Origin of the sequence: Kitasatospora sp. NPDC086801 (assembly GCF_044745805.1) — a bacterium.
Lineage (GTDB): Bacteria > Actinomycetota > Actinomycetes > Streptomycetales > Streptomycetaceae > Kitasatospora.
In genome coordinates, this window is sequence record NZ_JBIVAX010000041.1 from 1 (window position 1) to 15,178 (window position 15,178).

Annotated in this window: 13 protein-coding genes and 2 pseudogenes; 3 read left to right on the forward strand and 12 right to left on the reverse strand. The window is 74.2% G+C overall.

Features of this window, described 5'->3' with window-relative positions; all coding sequences use genetic code 11:
* Positions 1 to 210, forward strand: a pseudogene (locus ACIPLC_RS30790) (2-oxoacid:ferredoxin oxidoreductase subunit beta); the annotation flags it as partial.
* 102 nt (positions 211 to 312) lie between these two features.
* Here the strand turns inward: ACIPLC_RS30790 and ACIPLC_RS30795 are convergent.
* The 3 genes from ACIPLC_RS30795 to ACIPLC_RS30805 form a co-directional block, all read right to left on the reverse strand.
* Positions 313 to 693 carry a VOC family protein gene (locus ACIPLC_RS30795; protein ID WP_400476314.1) on the reverse strand — a complete coding sequence of 127 codons (381 nt, stop codon included), beginning with the start codon at positions 691 to 693 and terminating at the stop codon, positions 313 to 315.
* 176 nt (positions 694 to 869) lie between these two features.
* The gene (locus tag ACIPLC_RS30800; protein ID WP_400476315.1) at positions 870 to 2,522 is read right to left on the reverse strand and encodes an LCP family protein; all 1,653 of its coding nucleotides are present in this window, start codon (positions 2,520 to 2,522) and stop codon (positions 870 to 872) included.
* Complete coding sequence (locus tag ACIPLC_RS30805) at positions 2,515 to 2,841, reverse strand: DUF6542 domain-containing protein (RefSeq protein ID WP_400476316.1); 327 nt, start codon at positions 2,839 to 2,841, stop codon at positions 2,515 to 2,517. The genes ACIPLC_RS30800 and ACIPLC_RS30805 overlap by 8 nt, the downstream gene beginning before the upstream one ends.
* Before the next feature lie 528 nt (positions 2,842 to 3,369).
* On the opposite strand from ACIPLC_RS30805, the gene ACIPLC_RS30810 reads away from it, so the two are divergent.
* Complete coding sequence (locus ACIPLC_RS30810) at positions 3,370 to 4,011, forward strand: TetR/AcrR family transcriptional regulator (RefSeq protein ID WP_400476317.1); 642 nt, start codon at positions 3,370 to 3,372, stop codon at positions 4,009 to 4,011.
* A 61-nt stretch (positions 4,012 to 4,072) separates the two neighbouring features.
* Here ACIPLC_RS30810 and ACIPLC_RS30815 read toward each other — a convergent pair whose 3' ends face one another.
* The 5 genes from ACIPLC_RS30815 to ACIPLC_RS30835 form a co-directional block, all read right to left on the reverse strand.
* Positions 4,073 to 4,780, reverse strand: a complete 708-nt coding sequence (locus ACIPLC_RS30815; RefSeq protein WP_400476318.1) for a hypothetical protein — start codon at positions 4,778 to 4,780, stop codon at positions 4,073 to 4,075.
* Between the two features lie 382 nt (positions 4,781 to 5,162).
* Positions 5,163 to 5,720 carry an RICIN domain-containing protein gene (locus tag ACIPLC_RS30820; protein ID WP_400476319.1) on the reverse strand — a complete coding sequence of 186 codons (558 nt, stop codon included), beginning with the start codon at positions 5,718 to 5,720 and terminating at the stop codon, positions 5,163 to 5,165.
* Positions 5,721 to 5,755: 35 nt separating this feature from the next.
* Positions 5,756 to 6,607 carry a peptidoglycan-binding protein gene (locus ACIPLC_RS30825; RefSeq protein WP_400476320.1) on the reverse strand — a complete coding sequence of 284 codons (852 nt, stop codon included), beginning with the start codon at positions 6,605 to 6,607 and terminating at the stop codon, positions 5,756 to 5,758.
* A gap of 60 nt (positions 6,608 to 6,667) precedes the next feature.
* Positions 6,668 to 7,567 carry a CAP domain-containing protein gene (locus ACIPLC_RS30830; RefSeq protein ID WP_400476321.1) on the reverse strand — a complete coding sequence of 300 codons (900 nt, stop codon included), beginning with the start codon at positions 7,565 to 7,567 and terminating at the stop codon, positions 6,668 to 6,670.
* A 119-nt stretch (positions 7,568 to 7,686) separates the two neighbouring features.
* Positions 7,687 to 10,665: an AfsR/SARP family transcriptional regulator gene (locus ACIPLC_RS30835; protein WP_400476322.1), complete on the reverse strand. Its 2,979-nt coding sequence runs from the start codon at positions 10,663 to 10,665 to the stop codon at positions 7,687 to 7,689.
* A 132-nt stretch (positions 10,666 to 10,797) separates the two neighbouring features.
* Here ACIPLC_RS30835 and ACIPLC_RS30840 point away from each other — a divergent pair, with 132 nt between their 5' ends.
* Positions 10,798 to 12,249 (forward strand): BTAD domain-containing putative transcriptional regulator, encoded by a 1,452-nt coding sequence (locus tag ACIPLC_RS30840; RefSeq protein ID WP_400476323.1) that lies wholly within the window; start codon positions 10,798 to 10,800, stop codon positions 12,247 to 12,249.
* Positions 12,250 to 12,380: 131 nt separating this feature from the next.
* Here the strand turns inward: ACIPLC_RS30840 and ACIPLC_RS30845 are convergent, their stop codons facing one another.
* From ACIPLC_RS30845 to ACIPLC_RS30860, 4 genes and pseudogenes are all read right to left on the reverse strand, one after another.
* Complete coding sequence (locus ACIPLC_RS30845; RefSeq protein ID WP_400476324.1) at positions 12,381 to 12,878, reverse strand: hypothetical protein; 498 nt, start codon at positions 12,876 to 12,878, stop codon at positions 12,381 to 12,383.
* 162 nt (positions 12,879 to 13,040) lie between these two features.
* Positions 13,041 to 13,595: pseudogene (locus tag ACIPLC_RS30850) on the reverse strand (DUF4157 domain-containing protein); the annotation flags it as partial.
* A gap of 161 nt (positions 13,596 to 13,756) precedes the next feature.
* The gene (locus tag ACIPLC_RS30855) at positions 13,757 to 14,935 is read right to left on the reverse strand and encodes a methyltransferase domain-containing protein (protein ID WP_400476325.1); all 1,179 of its coding nucleotides are present in this window, start codon (positions 14,933 to 14,935) and stop codon (positions 13,757 to 13,759) included.
* Positions 14,932 to 15,078 carry a hypothetical protein gene (locus ACIPLC_RS30860; protein ID WP_400476326.1) on the reverse strand — a complete coding sequence of 49 codons (147 nt, stop codon included), beginning with the start codon at positions 15,076 to 15,078 and terminating at the stop codon, positions 14,932 to 14,934. Before ACIPLC_RS30860 ends, ACIPLC_RS30855 begins: the two co-directional genes overlap by 4 nt.
* Between the last annotated feature and the right edge of the window lie 100 nt (positions 15,079 to 15,178).

The following is a 15,178-nucleotide window of genomic DNA, read 5'->3' on the forward strand; positions in this document are numbered from 1 at the left end:
CACGCGGCCAACCCGGCCACCGCCTTCGCGCTCTCCCGGATCGCCGACGCCGACACCCTCCACCACACCCCGATCGGCGTCCTGCGCGACGTCCGGCGGCCCGTTTACGACGAACTGATGACGAGCCAGCTGGCCGCCGCCACCGCCGATCGCGGACCGGGCGACCTGGCCGCGTTGCTCGCGGGCGGCGACACCTGGACGGTGGACTGACCGGTCCGGTCCGGCCTGGTCCGGTCCGGCCACTGCGGCGCCCCCTCGGTCGAGGGGGCGCCGTCGTTCGGGCCGGGCTACCGCTCGCGCTCGGGCGAGCGGTTACTGCTTGGCCCACTCGACCAGTTCGATCACCACCCCGTTCGGGTCGGTGACCTGGAACAGCTTCTCGCCCCACGGCTCCTCGCGCAGCGGCAGGGTGATCTCGACCCCTTCGCCGCGCAGCCGCCGCTCCTCGCCGGCGAGGTCCTCGACGACGAACGCCAGGATGGCGCCGGACGCGGTCCGGTCGCGCTGGCCCTCGGGCAGCACCTCCAGGCCGCGCCGCAGGTAGACGACGTTGACCCCGCCGCCGGTGTGCTGGAGCGAGACGAAGCCGTCGGCCGACATCTCCTCGGCGTAGCCGAAGTGCCGCTGGAGGAAGGCGGCGGAGGTGGTGACGTCCTCGACGGTCAGGGCGAGGGTGGAGGTGGTGATCTGCATGGCGGAGCCCTCTCGTCGGCGCGTGCGCACGGTTATCCCGTACGCAGTACACTATACATAGTACGGAGAATTGTGCGAGAGGCCTGCGCCCTGGGTCCGGACGCGGGAAAAGCCGTAGGGAGGCTCCCGGGCGGGAGCCTCCCTACGGCTCGGTGCGGTGCGTCAGGTGCGGCGGGTCAGTAGACGCAGGGGATGCCGCCGTCGCTCTGGGCGTCGACCGACGGGCCCTGCACGGGCAGGTTGGCCGCCGGGTCGGACGGGGCCCCGGTCGCGCCGCCGCCCGGCGCTGCGGCGCCGGTCTTGTCGTCGGTCGCGCCGGTGAAGCCGGTGCCGAGGGTGACGACCACCCGGTCGACGGGGGCCGACGCGGACTCCGTGGCGGTGACGCCGTAGCGGGCGGCGATCTGGTCGGCCGCCTCCTTGGCGCCCTTGCCGTAGGCCACGGTGGTGGTCTTGGGCTTCGCGGCCGCGCTGCCGGTCCTGCCCGCCTTGAAGCCCATCGCGACCAGGGCCTTGGACTCGGCGGTGGAGGAGACCCCGGCGGCCGTGGAGGCGTTGAAGACGTCCACGGTGGTGGGGGCGGCGGCCTTGGTGGTGGGCGGCGCGGTCGTGGCCGGCGCGGAGGGGGCCGCCGGGGCGGGCGTGTCGCCCGCCGCGTCGGGGGCGGCCGGGGCGGAGTCGGCGTAGCCGAAGATCTGCTTGACGACCTTCTGGAGCTTCGCGGGGGTGACCAGGTTGACGTCCTGGCCGTTGCGGGTGCCGAAGCCGTCGAAGGTCAGGGTGTTGAACTCGACGTTGCCGCCGGTGAGGTTGGGGGCCTGCTGGGCGAAGTCGAGGACGTTCCACTCGTTGTCGATGACCAGGTCCTTCTGCACCACGCCGAACAGCTGCTGCAGCTTGCCGAGGTCGCTGATGACGCCGTCCTGCTTGAGCTTGTGCACGACGGAGGAGATGAAGGCCTGCTGGCGGTGGGTGCGGGCGAAGTCGCCGCTGTTGCCGTCCGGGCCGTCCAGGTTGTGGCGCTGGCGGACGAAGGAGAGCGCCTGGGAGGCGTTGAGCTTGTTGACGCCCTTGTGGAAGTCGGCGCCGGAGCCCTGGCCCTCCATGGCCGGGTCCTTGGTGTCGTGGGTGAGGCAGACCTCGATCGGCTCGACGGCCTTGGCGATGTCGTAGAAGCCCATCAGGTTGACCTCGGCTATGTGGTCGACGGGCTGGTCGAGGAACTTCTGCACGGTCTGGATGGTGGCCGCCCGGCCGGCGTCGCGGCCGGCCTTCTCCAGGTCCGCGCCCTTGAGCCCCTTCGCCTGGAGGGCCGGGGTGGCCTTCTCCTTGGCTTCGCCGTAGGCCTCCTTGATCTTGCGCATGCCGGCCTGCTTGCCGTCGCCGGTGTAGGTCATGACGTAGTCGTCACGGGGGATGGAGACGGCCTGCACCTTGCCGCCGCCGGCGGGGATGTGCAGCAGGATCAGGGAGTTGGTGTTGTAGCCGCCGATGTCGGAGCTGTGGCCGGCGTGCAGTTCGTCCTGGACGAACTCCGGCGGCAGGTCCGTCCCGTCCATGTTCTTGCGGCTGTCGAGGCCGATCAGCAGGACGTTGACCGAGTTGTCGAGGTGCTTGGGCGCGTTCTTCTTGGTCTCGGCGATGGCGTTGGAGGTGGTCATCCCGTCGGTGAGGGACGTCACCTCGTACCAGACGACCCCGCTGGCGACGAAGACCGCCAGGGCGACCGAGCAGGCCAGCGTCCGGCCCGCGATCAGCAGGGGGGAGGTGCGGCGGGTCGGGGGCGCGGCGGCGCGGCCGCCGTCCCGGGTCTGCCGGTTCTCAGCCATGGTCCCTCCTCCGGTCCCGGACCAGCCGGACCACGATCACCAGTGCGGCCGCTGCGGCGGCCGCGGCCATCACGGGAAAGTCGTGGACCACCCACTTCGCGGAGCCGGTGGCCAAGCCCTTGCCCCGGTAGGTGTCGCCGTTGGCCAGCACTTCCGCGCCGGCCGTCACCCCCAGGACCAGCAGCGGAGAGGCGGCGACGACCCACCACCAGCCGTTGCGGCTGCTGAGCGCGGCCGCCAGGCCGGTGCCGAGCACCGAGCCCACCAGGAAGGCCGTCCCCATGCCGGGGCCGGAGAGCTCGTCGATCCCGGCGCCCACCGCCGGCAGCCCCACGGCCAGTGCCGCGGGCAGGAGCGCTCCGCCGGGGAGGGGTCGGGCGGGGGTCTTGTTCGCCCGCCGGCGTGCTCCCTGGTCGGGGGTGCGCCCCCGTGTCCGCTGGTCGGGTGCCCGCCCTGGTGCCCGCTGGTCGGTCGTCCGCGCCCGCGTCTCCTGGCCGGGCGTCCGCCCGCGTGCCTCCTGGTCGGACGTCCGTCCTCGCCGCCCCGCCACGCACTCACCCCCGGTGTTCCCGTGCTTGCGCGCCCCTGTGGCGCCTGCGCCCGGTCGTCGTGTGATGAGCCGTTTGTGCGCTGCCACTTCTGGACGCTGCTGTTCGGCCGGCCGGTTCCCGCGCTCGGCTTCCGTTTTCCGGTCGGGGGCAGGCGTGCTGTTGAATCCCCTCTACACGGGTGTAGAGGTTGTAGGCAGCATAGAGCACCCTTGTTCGATGGCAACCCTGGCCCGACAGGCCCGGGATACACTACACCGGGCAGTTTTCGAGAGCCCCGGTAGATGAGGAGTGACGCCGTGGCGGCGACGGGCGGAGCGGGACGGCCGGAGAAGCGCAAGGCGATCACACGGGCCGCGACGGCGGTGTTCGGGCGCGAGGGGTACGCCCGGGCCAGCATGGACGCGATCGCGGCGGAGGCCGGGGTGTCCAAGCGGACGGTCTACAACCACTTCGCCGACAAGGAGACCCTCTTCCTCTCCGTCGCGCTCCAGAACTCGGCCGAACTGACCGAGACCATCGGCGAGTTGATGGACAAGCACCTCAACCGGGTGGTGGACCTGCGCCAGGACCTCACCGACTTCGCGGTCGAACGGGCCCGGACCGTCCTCTCGGCCGGGGACCGCGGCGCGCTCGGCCGGGCCATCCGCGCCGAGGTCGCCAACATCCCGGCCGACGTCCTGGAGGCGTGGCTGGAGGCCGGCTCGATCGCCTCGCAGCGCGACCTCGCGCAGCGGTTCGAGGCGATCGCGGGCCGCGGCCTGCTGGCCGTCGACGACGCCCCGCGGGCCGCCGAGCATTTCACGCTGCTGACCTTCCACGGCATCGCCGAGCGTTCGTTCTGGGGCGCCCTGCCGGTGGCGGACGAGGAGATCGCCCGGATCGCGGCGCTCGGCGTCGACGCCTTCCTGCGGATCCACCGGGTGCCCGCGGCGCAGTGAACCCGGGCCCCGGGCGGGGAGGTCGGCCGCACGCCGCCTCCCCGCCCGGGGCCCGTGCCGATCACTTCCAGTTGAGGCCCTTGCCGAGGGTGTACGGCTCGCCCCAGTACTCGGCGCCCGCGACCTTCGAGGCCGCCGGGGCGAGCGCCACCGTGCAGGAGGTGGCGGACTGGCCGTTGGTGAAGCCGCTCGGCAGCGAACTGCTCGGGCACTTGGCGAAGGTGCCCATGATCAGCAGGTCCTGCGCCTCGGTGCCGTCCGCCAGCAGGCCCTTCACGTGGCCGACGCTGGTGAACGACAGGTCGGTGGCGCCGGCGTTGGTGACCTTGTAGTGGATGTAGTACGGCACCAGGCCCTTCGCCTTGTCACCGAGCTTGAGGGCGGTGAGGTCGGCCGGGTCGCCCTGGTCGATCGAGGTGACGGCCAGCGAGATGGTGCCCTTGGTGCTGCCCGAGGTGAACGGCAGCTGGACGGCCTCGCCGATCTTGACGGTCGTCCCGGGCGCCGCGGTCGCCCCGCCGCCGGCCGGCGCGCCCCCGGCGGCCGCCGGGGTGGTGGGCGCGGTGGCCGGGGTGGTGGGCGCGGCCGGGGCGGCGGCCGAACCGGTCGGCGTGGTGACCGCAGTGGTGGGCGCGGCGGCCGCCGGCGGCGGGGTCTTCGCCGTGTCGGACGACGCCGCGTCGTCGTTGCAGGCGGTCAGGCTGAGCGCGCCGACCACGACCAGGCCGGCCAGTACCGCCGTGTTCCTGCTTCTGCCGATGGTCTTCATGTGGAGTCCCCCGTATCTTCGGGCCGCCGGACGGCCGCCCTTCTGAGGGATCTTCATAGTGCAGGGGCAGGGTCGGCCGCCACGTCCTTGGCGTTCTCTTGACCCGGCCGTGACGAGCCCCACGTGGCACGGTGACAGCGGATGCAGGACGGTGACACGCCGCCGGGGGAGGGGGTCGGCGGCGTGTCACGGCGCCCACTCGTGGGCGAGCAGGTCGAGGACCGGCTCGCCCACGAACCCCTCCGCCGGCCCAGGGGTGGCTCGGGAGGGGGGTGGTGGGCGCGGGCCGGTCCGCCCGCCGGCGTCGGCGGGTGGACCGGGGTCGGGGCGGGTCCGGCGATTCGCGCCCCCGGCGGGGATCGCCGGACCCTCCTGGGGACCGTCAGCCGATCTTCCAGCGCTGGGCGGGGTCGTTGCCGTTGCAGGCCGTCACCGAGGTGAACTGGGCGACACCGTTGGACTTGAGGCACTGGCCGGTGGCCACGTTCTGGAGCAGGTACCAGCCGCGGTCCTCGCTGGTCCGGATCCACTTCTGGTTGGTCGGCAGCCAGTCGCCGGCCGGGCGGTTGAGGCCGTCCCAGCCGCCGGGGGTGTCCCAGAGCTGGACGGCGCCCGAGCCGGTGTCGAGGTCGACGACCTTGCCGGCCGAGCCGTGCGAGATGGCGGTGGTGCCGTCGCAGTAGCCCCAGAACGACCAGGTCTGCGCGGGGCTCAGGTTGCCCTGGTAGACGCCGACCCGCTGGCCGTTGGCCTCCGTGTTGGCCGGCAGGTCGAGGGCGCCGGTGGCGCCGTTGGAGACGGCGGTGACGGTCTGCAGGTTCGGCGCCAGCTCGCAGCCGGCGGCGTGCGCGGCCGGGGCGGTGACCACGGCCGCCCCCGCGACGGCCGCGACGGCGCCGAACCCGGCGAGGAACCTGCGGGTACGGGTGAGGGGCTTCATCGGGTTCTCCTTCTGGGTGTGGTGGAGGTGCGGCGTCAGCCGCGCGGGACCTGGAGGGCGTCCCACTGCTTGGGGCCGGGGATTCCGTCGGCGTCGCTGCCGGAGTCGCCCAGCTTGTGCTGCCAGTTGCGGAAGGACTCGCGGTCCGCCCCGGACCACTCGGGGCCGGGGCCCTCGGCGTAGGCGGAACAGCCCTCGGCGACCAGGCGCTCGCCCATCCGGGTGATGACGTCGCTGTGCTGGCCGTCCTGGAAGAAGTCGGCGCCGGGGAAGGGCTCGTAGCCGTCCCCGCCCCCGGCTCCGCTGCTGTCGGCCTGGGGCCGGGAGCCGCCGTTCGGCTGGTCGGCGGCGGAGGCCTCCTGCCCGAAGTAGACCGCCCCCTGGCGGTCCCGCCACTGCGGGTCGGCGAGGATGACGCCGTCGGCGAAGTCCGGGACGCCGTACCCGTACACCCAACTCGACTTGCGGTCGCGGGTCTTGAGGTAGACGCCGTCGCCCTCGGAGCTGCCGTCGTCGTTGGTGTTGCCCTCGATGGTGGTGATGGTGGAGCTGGTGTAGGCGACGCAGATGCCGGTGTGGCTGCCGCCGCCGGGGCCGTAGAACACCTGGCCGCCGATCACCGGGTAGTCGGTGAAGCGGTCGCGGTCCTTGAACCAGGCGACGCCCTCGGCGCAGGAGGCCGTCACCGGGAACAGCCCGCCGTTGCCGGACTGCTGGGCGCACCAGGCGACGAAGGTCGCGCACCAGGCCTCGCCCTGGGACCACTCCAGGCCGGGGACGGCCGGGGAGTACTTCTGGATGTTGTTCCAGTGCGAGCCGCTCCGGCCCTCCTGGTATCCGACCTCGTCTCGGGCGACGCGGATCAGGTCCGCCGCGTTCGAGGACATGAGGGTGGCTCCTTGCTTTGCTGTGGTTGCTGGGCTGCTGGGCTGCTGGGGGAGGGGAGGTCAGGCCTGGGCGAAGGTCTGGACGTAGCGGCCCCAGTTGCCGCGCTGGCGGGGGGCGTAGCCGATGCCGATGTAGTTGAAGTCGCGGCCCAGGATGTTGTCGCGGTGGTGCGGGCTGTTCATCCACATCTGCATGGCCTCCGCCACGCTGTTGCCCGGGGTGACGTTCTCGGCGGCGGAGCGGAACTGGAAACCGGCGGCGTGCATGCGGTCCCACGGGTTGCTGCCGTCGGTGCCGTCGTGCTGGGTGAGGTCGTGCGACGCCATGTCGTTGGCGTGCCGCTGGGCGGCGGCGCTCAGACGGTCGTCGAGCCGCAGCGGCTGGGCGCCGACCCGGCCGCGCTCCGCGTTGACGGCGGCCAGCATCTCGGTGCGGAAGTCGCCGCCGGGCTGCGGCTGCGGCTGGGGCTGCGGCTGCTGCTGGCCGCCGGCGCCGCCGTTCTGGCCGCCGGCCGGGATGAGCTGCCAGCGCTGCGCCGGGTTGTTGTCGTCCTGCTTGGTGAGGGTGAGCGGGGAGCCGGGGGCGGCCGCGGTGAGGAACAGCTGGCCCTCGTCGCAGCGGACGGTCCGGACCCGGAACCAGTCGTTGTCGATGACGTCCAGCACCCAGCGCTGGTTGGGCTGCCCGTGCTCGTTGAACAGCCAGGTCTGGCCGGTGGAGTAGTTGTAGTCGATGGCGATGGCCTGGCCGGGGGCGTGCTTGCCGTTGGTGAGCTGGGTCTCCAGGAGCCAGCTGCCGCCGTCCTTGGCCCAGAAGACCCAACCCTGGGCGGCGCTGCCGTTGGGGCCCCAGGACTGGACCGGGGTGCCCGGGCTGCTCTGGCTGGAGCGCACGTCGGCGACCGTTCCGTTCGCGGACTTGAGGGTCCAGACCTGGGCGTTCTGCGGGAGCGTGGGCATGGGTGGCGCCTTTCGTCGATGGGAGTGGCCCCGGCTCCGCACTGCTGCGGTCCGCGACCTGACGAGAGACAAGATCGCGGACCGCGGTAGACAGATGATCAACAGGCGGTGGACGCGGCCTAGGGCTGCGGCAGGGTCTCCAGCAGTGCCCTGGTCTGCTCGGCGTCCGTGTCGAGCCCGAGTCGCTCGTACACCTCCAGTGCGTCCGCCAGGCAGGCCCGGGCCTGGCGGGGGCGGCCGAGGCCGGTGAGCGCGGTGCCCAGGGTGCGCAGCAGTGCGGCCTCCAGGGCGGCGCTGGTGCGGCGGGCGAGCGGCAGCGCCGCCTCGGCGGCGTCGGCGGCGAGCAGCCAGCGGTCGGCCTCGGCGTGGATCCGGGCGGCGAGGTCGCCCGCCGCCGCCTCGAACACCGTCACCTGGAGGGCGGCGAACTCGTCGCGGGCGCCGACCGCGTGGACGAGGGCCGCCTCCGGGTCGCCGCACAGCCGCAGGACCCGGGCCAGGTAGTAGCGGCCGGTGGCGGCGGACACCGGGCCGGAGCCGCCCATCAGGCGGGCGCCGCGTTCGGCGGCGTCCCGGGCCTCGGCCAGTCGGCCGGTCTGGGCGCAGCTGAACGCGAACTCGCCGAGGGCGCTGCCCTCGGAGCGCTCGGCGCCGAGGCGGCGGAACAGGTCGGCGGCGCGGCCGGCGTGTTCGGCGGCGTCGGCGTAGCGGCCGTGGACGCGGGCGTTGCCGCCGAGGGTGAGCAGGGCCTTGGCGAGGACGCGGACGGTCGGGCCGTCCCCGGTGCCCCCGTTGCCGTCGCCGCCCCCGTCGTCCCCGTCGTCCCCGTCGCCCTGGCAGAGCGCGACGGCCTGGCGGATCTCCTGTTCGGACTCGGCGTAGCGGTTGATGTGCCAGAGCATCCCGCCGCGCACGTAGCGGGCGAGGGCGAGCGGGCCGTGGTCGCCGCGGGCGGTGGCCTCGCGGGCGATGAGGTCGGAGAGGTCGGCGATGTCGCGGGTCTGGGTGCGTTCGGCGAGTACGGAGCCCATCCGGTCGGCGAGTTCGGCCGCCCGGTCGAGCGGCAGCGCCGGGTCGGCGCAGCTCAGGGCGATGGCGGCGGCGTGCACGCCGGCCTGTTCGCGCATCCAGCGGACGGCGGCGGCCCCGTCCGTGATCGGTCGGCCCGCAGCGCGGACGGCTGCGTCGAGCAGGCTGAGTTCGATCGGGTCGGCCTTGCGGGCGGCGCGGTCGGCGTTGCGGGCGCTGGCCAGGCAGTAGTCGACCAGCCGGTCGGCGGCGGCGGTGCGTTCGGCGGCGGGCTCCTCGGCGGCGAGCCGGCCGCGGGCGTAGTCGCGGACCAGGTCGTGGAAGCCGTAGCGGCCGAAGCGGGGGGAGTGCAGCAGGTTGAGGTCGACGAGCGCTTCGAGGAGTTCGTCGGCTTCGGCTTCGGTGCGGCCGAGCAGTGCGGCGGCGCAGGGCAGCGGGACGTCGGGGGCGTCGGGCAGGGACAGCAGGCGGAAGGCGCGGGCGAGGTCGGCGTCGAGGCGGTGGTAGGAGAGGGCGAAGGTGGCCTCCACGGTGCGTTCGCCGTCGCTGAGTTCGGCCAGCCGGTGTTCCCGGCGCAGCCCGTCGGCGAGTGCCGCCAGGGTGAGCGCGGGGTCGGCGGCCAGCCGGGAGGCGACGATGCGGACGGCGAGCGGCAGCAGTCCGCAGGCCCGCACGATCTCCTCGGCGGCCCCGGGTTCGGCGGCGACGCGGTCGGCGCCGACGATCCGGGTCAGCAGTTCCAGGGCCTCGGCGGGCGGCAGGGTGTCCAGGCGCATCTGGTGCGCCCCGGCGAGGCCGGCCAGTCGGACGCGGCTGGTGACCAGGACGGCGCAGCCGGACGAGCCGGGCAGCAGCGGTTCGACCTGGCCGAGGGTGGCGGCGTTGTCGAGGACGACGAGGACCCGCCGCCCGGCCAGCGCCGAGCGGTAGAGGGCGGAGCGCTCCCCGGTGTCGAGCGGGATCTCGGCGGCGGCCACGCCGAGGGCGCGCAGGAAGCCGGCGAGCACCGCGCCCGGGTCCAGCGGGGTGCGGTCGGCGCCGCGCAGGTCGGCGAAGAGCCGCCCGTCGGGGAAGCGCCCGTGGGCCTGCCGGGCGACGTGCACGGCGAGCGTGGTCTTGCCGACCCCGCCCATGCCGTCCAGGGCGGAGACCACGACGGCTCGCCCGCCGGCCCCGGCGAGGCGGTCCACCAGGGTCTCGACCTCCTCCGTGCGGCCGGTGAAGTCGGCCAGGCCGTCGGGCAGTTGGTCCGGCGGTTGCCAGGCGGCGGCGGGTTCGGCGCGGGCGGCGGAGACGGGCAGCAGGGCCGGGTCCTCGCGCAGGATCCGCAGGTGCAGCGCGGCGGGGCCGTCCTCGCCGGGCGGCAGCCGGCGGCGGGCGTCCTCGTACACGGCGAGCGCCTCGGCCTTGCGGCCCGCCTGGTAGAGGGCGCGCATCAGGACGGCGGTCAGCCGGGGCCGTTCCGGGTGCTCCAGGGCGAGTGCGGCGGCCTCGGCCGTCAGGCCGGTGTGGTCGCCGATCTCCGCGTCCAGCTCCAGCCGCGTCTCCTTGGCGTGAAGTCGCTGTTCGGCGAGGCGGCAGCGGACGGCCTCGGCGTGCGGCCCGGGCAGTCCGGCCAGCGGTTCGCCGACCCACAGCCGATGCGCGGCCAGCAGCACCTCCCGGACCTCCTGCGGCGGGGCCTGCTCCTCGCGCAGCCGTCCGGCCGCGGCCAGCAACTCCTCCCAGCGGGCCGCGTCCACCTCCGCGTCCGGCACCCGCAGCGCGTACCCGTCGCCGACCCGCACCAGCGGCATCCGCTCCGGATCCGGCCCGGTGTACGGCTTGAAGGCCGCCCGCAGCCGGGAGACGGCCAGCTGGACGGCCTTGCGCGGGTCGGCCGGCGCGGCCCCGCCCCACACCCCCTCCACCAGTACCGGCGTCGCCACCGTCCGCCCGTCGGCGCTCAGCAGCACCGCCAGGACGGCCCGCTGCTGCGGCCGGCCCAGTTCGATCTCCCGCTCCCCGTACCAGGCGCGCAGCGGTCCCAGCAGTCCGAACCGCAGCCCGGATGCCCCGATGTCAACCATGTCCCGTCCCCGAATGTCGTCCGGTGCCCGGATCACGCCACTTCCGTGCGGACGGCGGCGCCCCCCTGATCCGGTCACCTATGCTTTGTTACGGACTGTGCATTGAATCTCATGGCTTCGAGGGGTGGGGGCATGGGGCTCGAATTCCACGTTCTGGGGCCGCTGCGCGCCCGGCGCGACGGCCATGAGATCGACCTCGGCCGACCGCAGCAGCGGGCCGTCCTCGCGGCCCTGCTGCTCGCCCCCGGCCAGCTCGTGCCGACCGAGCGGCTGGTCGAGGGCCTGTGGGGCGAGGATGACGCCCGCTGGCCCAAGGACCCGGCCGGCCAGATCGGCACCCACGCGCACCGGCTGCGCCGCGCCCTCGATGCCCCCGGGCTGCTGGTCGCCACCGCCGGCGGCTACCGGCTGGAGGTGGAGCGGGCCGCCGTCGACCTGTTCCGCTATGACGCCTGGGTGGATGAGGCGGTCACGCTGCGTTGCGGCGAACCGCTGCGGGCCCGGGAGCTGCTCGCCGGGGCGCTCGCGCTGTGGGAGGGGCGCGCGCTGGACGGCGTGCCCGGCGGCTTCGCCGAACGCGCCCGCGAACGCCTCGCCGCCGGACACCACGCCGCCGTCAAGGTGCTGCACGACCTCGACCTGGCGCTCGGCTGGCACGCCGAGGCACTGCCCGCGCTGGACGCGCTCGCCGCCGCACACCCGCGCGACGAGGAGGTGCAGCGCCTCCACCTGCTGGCCCTGCACCGCTGCGGGCGGACGGCCGAGGCGCTGGCCGCCTTCGAGGCGCTGCGCGAACGGCTGGACCGCGAGCTGGGGCTCGAACCGGCACCGGCGGTCGCCGAGCTGCACGCCCGCATCCGGCGGGGGGACGCCGCGCTGGCCGCCCCGGCCGCCCCGGTGCCGCCGTGCCGGCCCGCCCGGCCCTGCCAACTGCCGCCGGACATCCCCGACCTGGTCGGGCGGGCGGCCCAGGTCCGGGAGGCCGAGCGGATCCTGCGGGCCGCCGGGGCCTCGCCGGTGCTCGGCCTGTCCGGGCCGACCGGCAGCGGCACCTCCGCGCTCGCGGTCCACCTGGCGCACACCGTCCAGGACGCCTTCCCGGACGGGCAGCTGTACGCGGCCGGCGAGACGGCGGAGCCGGGAGCCGTGCTGGCCGCCTTCCTGCGGGCCCTGGGGGAGCGGCCCGTCGAGGGCGCCGGTGTCGACGAACTGGGCGCGCGCTACCGGGCCGCGCTCGCCGGTCGGCGGGTGCTGGTGGTGCTCGACGGCGTCACCGACCCGGCGCCACTGCTGCCCGCCGTGGCGGGCTGCGCGGCCGTCGTGGCCGGCGCCGAACCGGGCGCCCTGCCCGCCGACGCGGCCAGGCTGACCGTGGGCCCGTTGGAGCCGCAGGACGCGTACGAGCTGCTGGCCCGGGTCGTCGGCGCCGAGCGGATCCGCCGGGAGCCGGGCCCGGCCGCCGAGGTCGCCGAACTCTGCGGCTACCTGCCCGTCCTGCTCCGGTCGGTGGCGGCGCGCCTCGCGGCCCGCCCCCGGTGGTCCGTCGCCGACATGGTCCGCTGGCTCGCCGAACGGGGCGCCTGAGTCGCGCTCCGGCGCGGGCGCGGCCCCGGCCGACGGGGAGCTGTCGGCCGGGGCCACGCCGTGCGGGGGCCACGCCGTGCGGGGGTTGCCGGGGCAGCGGATGCCGGGGCAGCGGTTGCCTGGGCGGGGCGTCAGTAGAGGTCCGAGGACAGCGCCCACATGCGGACGTCGCTGCTGGGCGTGGTGACGATGGGGACCCCGCCGTCACCCCAGTAGATGGCGACGCCGCCGAGGTCCTTCACCACCAGCCGGGCACCCGGATGCCCGTACGTGCCGGAGGCCCAGCAGACGCCCCCGGAGGCGGAGTAGACGACCAGGTTGCCGTCGGACTGCATGACCGCCTTGTACCCGCAGCGGTTCACGTTGGTGCCGGTGTTCCAGACGGCCACCGGGTTCGGGGTGTTGTACCCGCGGTAGACGACCAGGTTGCCGTCGGGCTGCATGATCAGCCGGGAGTTCGCGGAGTCGACGTGCCAGCCCGGGTAGAGCGGCTCGTCGTTCCACAGCGTGTGGGTCGCCGGGTCGTACGCCGCCTGCGCGGTGCCCGCCCCCAGCATCGTCCCCGTCAGTGCCAGCGCCGCGGTCGCCGCCCCCACGGCCAGGCGTCGCACTGCCTTCACTGCCTTCATCCCCGGGTACCTCTTTCGTCCATATCGCGCCCGTGAAAGTCCGGGGCGCCCCGTGGCACTGACCATGGGCCAAGGCAGTAGACAAACGATGAACGATCCCGTTGATCTGCCGGGCGGGACGCCTCAGCCCAGGTGCTCCTCGTCCTCGTGGGCGGAGGCGTGGGCGGCGGCGTGGGCGGAGGCGTGGCCGGCGGTCGGGCCGGACATCACCCGCCGGGCGTTGGCCTCGGCCTCGCGCTCGAAGCGGTCGGACGGGTCGCTGACGCTCAGCCCGGAGCCGTTGTCGGAGCCCGCCACCGGGCCCTGCCGCTGTTGGAGGACGTGGGTCAGTTCGTGGGCGAGGGTGTGCTTGTCGCCGCCGCCGTCACCGATGACGACGTGGTTGCCGGAGGTGTAGGCGCGGGCGCCGATCTCGGCGGCGGAGCTCCGGGCGGCGCTGTCGTCGTGGATCCGGACGTCCGAGAAGTCGGCGCCCAAGCGGGCCTCCATGTCGGCGCGGGTGGCACCGTCGAGCGAGCGGCCGCCGCTGCGCAGCACGTCGTGGACGGCGGCGGCGGAGCGCTGTACCTGGCCGGCCCGCTGGAGCCGTTGGACGACGGCGGCGTTCCCGACGCTCGCCTGGAGCCCGAGCAGCGCGGGTGCTGGTGCGGGCGCGTGCGCGGGTGTCCGGGCGGTCGAGGGGGCGTGCGCCTTGTCGTCACTGTCGCTGGTCCTCATCGGCGTCCCTTCGGGTCGATGGCCGGTGAGTCCTGGATACCCCGCCCACACCCGGAGCGATAGGGATGGCGGGGGCAGCAACCGTGCCCACCGGGGGCAGCCCCGCCCGCCGGTCGGTCCCCAACGCGCGGGCAGGGCAGGGGTTTTCGCTTTTTCTGCCGTCAGCCTCGGACCGGCACCGGGTTGCTCGGGCTGTCCAGCCACACGGTGTGGCTGCCGGCCGTGACCGTCAGGCCGAAGCGGTCGAAGCCGGGGCGGCCATGGCCGTCCCACCAGCGCCACGCGGCCTCCACCTCGTCCCAGAGTCTGCGCGGGCCGGACTGGTAGACCTCGTACTCGGTGCGGTCCCGCTCGTAGTCGGCGGAGGCCCAGGAGAGGGTGTCGCGGCTGTAGAGCCAGAGTGTGTACGCGCCGTTGTCGTAGCGCTCTGTCCGCCAGAACGTGGCGGGTACGGCCGCCCCGATGACGAACTGCTCGAACCACCCGCCCGTGGCCCGGGGGGACAGGCCGGTGGTGCTCCGCACCCCGTCGGCCGGCCACTCCTGGCCGTGCAGGTAGTCCTCGAAGGGCGGCCGGTCCGTGCGCTGCTGGCGCAGCCGCATGAACGCGGAGCCTCCGGTGAACCTCCCGCTCGCGCTGCTCCCGTCCTCGCTCATGGTCAGCCTGACGATCTGCTCGCCACCGTACTCGGTGCCGAAGGGCGCCACGATGATTCCGCCGGGGACCGTCTGTTCCAGCCACGCGGGAGGGATCTCCAGCAGGGAGCAGGTGGCGATGATCCGGTCGAAGGGGGCGCCGTCCGGCCAGCCCTGTCGTCCGTCGCCCTCGACCACGGTCGGTGCGAGTCCGGCCCGGTGCAGGTTCTTCCGGGCGCCGCGCGCGACGTTCGGGTCGTACTCGACGGTCACCACGTTGTGGTTGCCCAGGCGGTGGGCGAGCAGGCCCGCGTTCCAGCCGGTCCCGGCTCCGACCTCCAACACCTTGTGGCCCGGGCGTACGTCGAGGTCCTGGAGCATCGAGAACACCATGGTCGGCATGGAGTTGGACGAACTCGGGGTGGTGCCGAGCCCGTCGCCCTGGTGGTCGCCGTCGTCCCACTGCGTGGTCAGCGGGATGTCCGAGTAGACCGCCCTCCGCCATGCTTCGGGGTCCTGAGACCGGTACACCACGGGGTTCTGCCGGGAGCCGTCAGAGATGCCCGGCCAGATGCGGTCCGGGACGAACAGCTCGCGGGGTACGGCGTTGAAGGAGGGCAGCCAGTCCGAGGAGAGCGCGCCGCCGGCCACCAGCGCGGAGGCGAGCCCCTGGGGGCCCGCCTCCTGGTGCGTTTCGCTGGTCACTTTCCGCTGCCGCCCGCCGGGTTCTGGCCGTCCGAGGTGTTGCCGCCCTCGTCGGACCCGCCGCCGTGCCCGGCGCCCTTGTTGGAGTCGTCCTGCTGCCCGCCGCCCTTGCCGTCGCCCGAGCCGCCACCGCGCTTGCCCATGGTTTTCCCCTCTCTGTCGGTCGGGTCGGTCGCTCCCTCGGAGCTGCTGGACCCGATGGCAACACGCTAGGAACACAGGCTGGTTGGGCTCTACGACGTT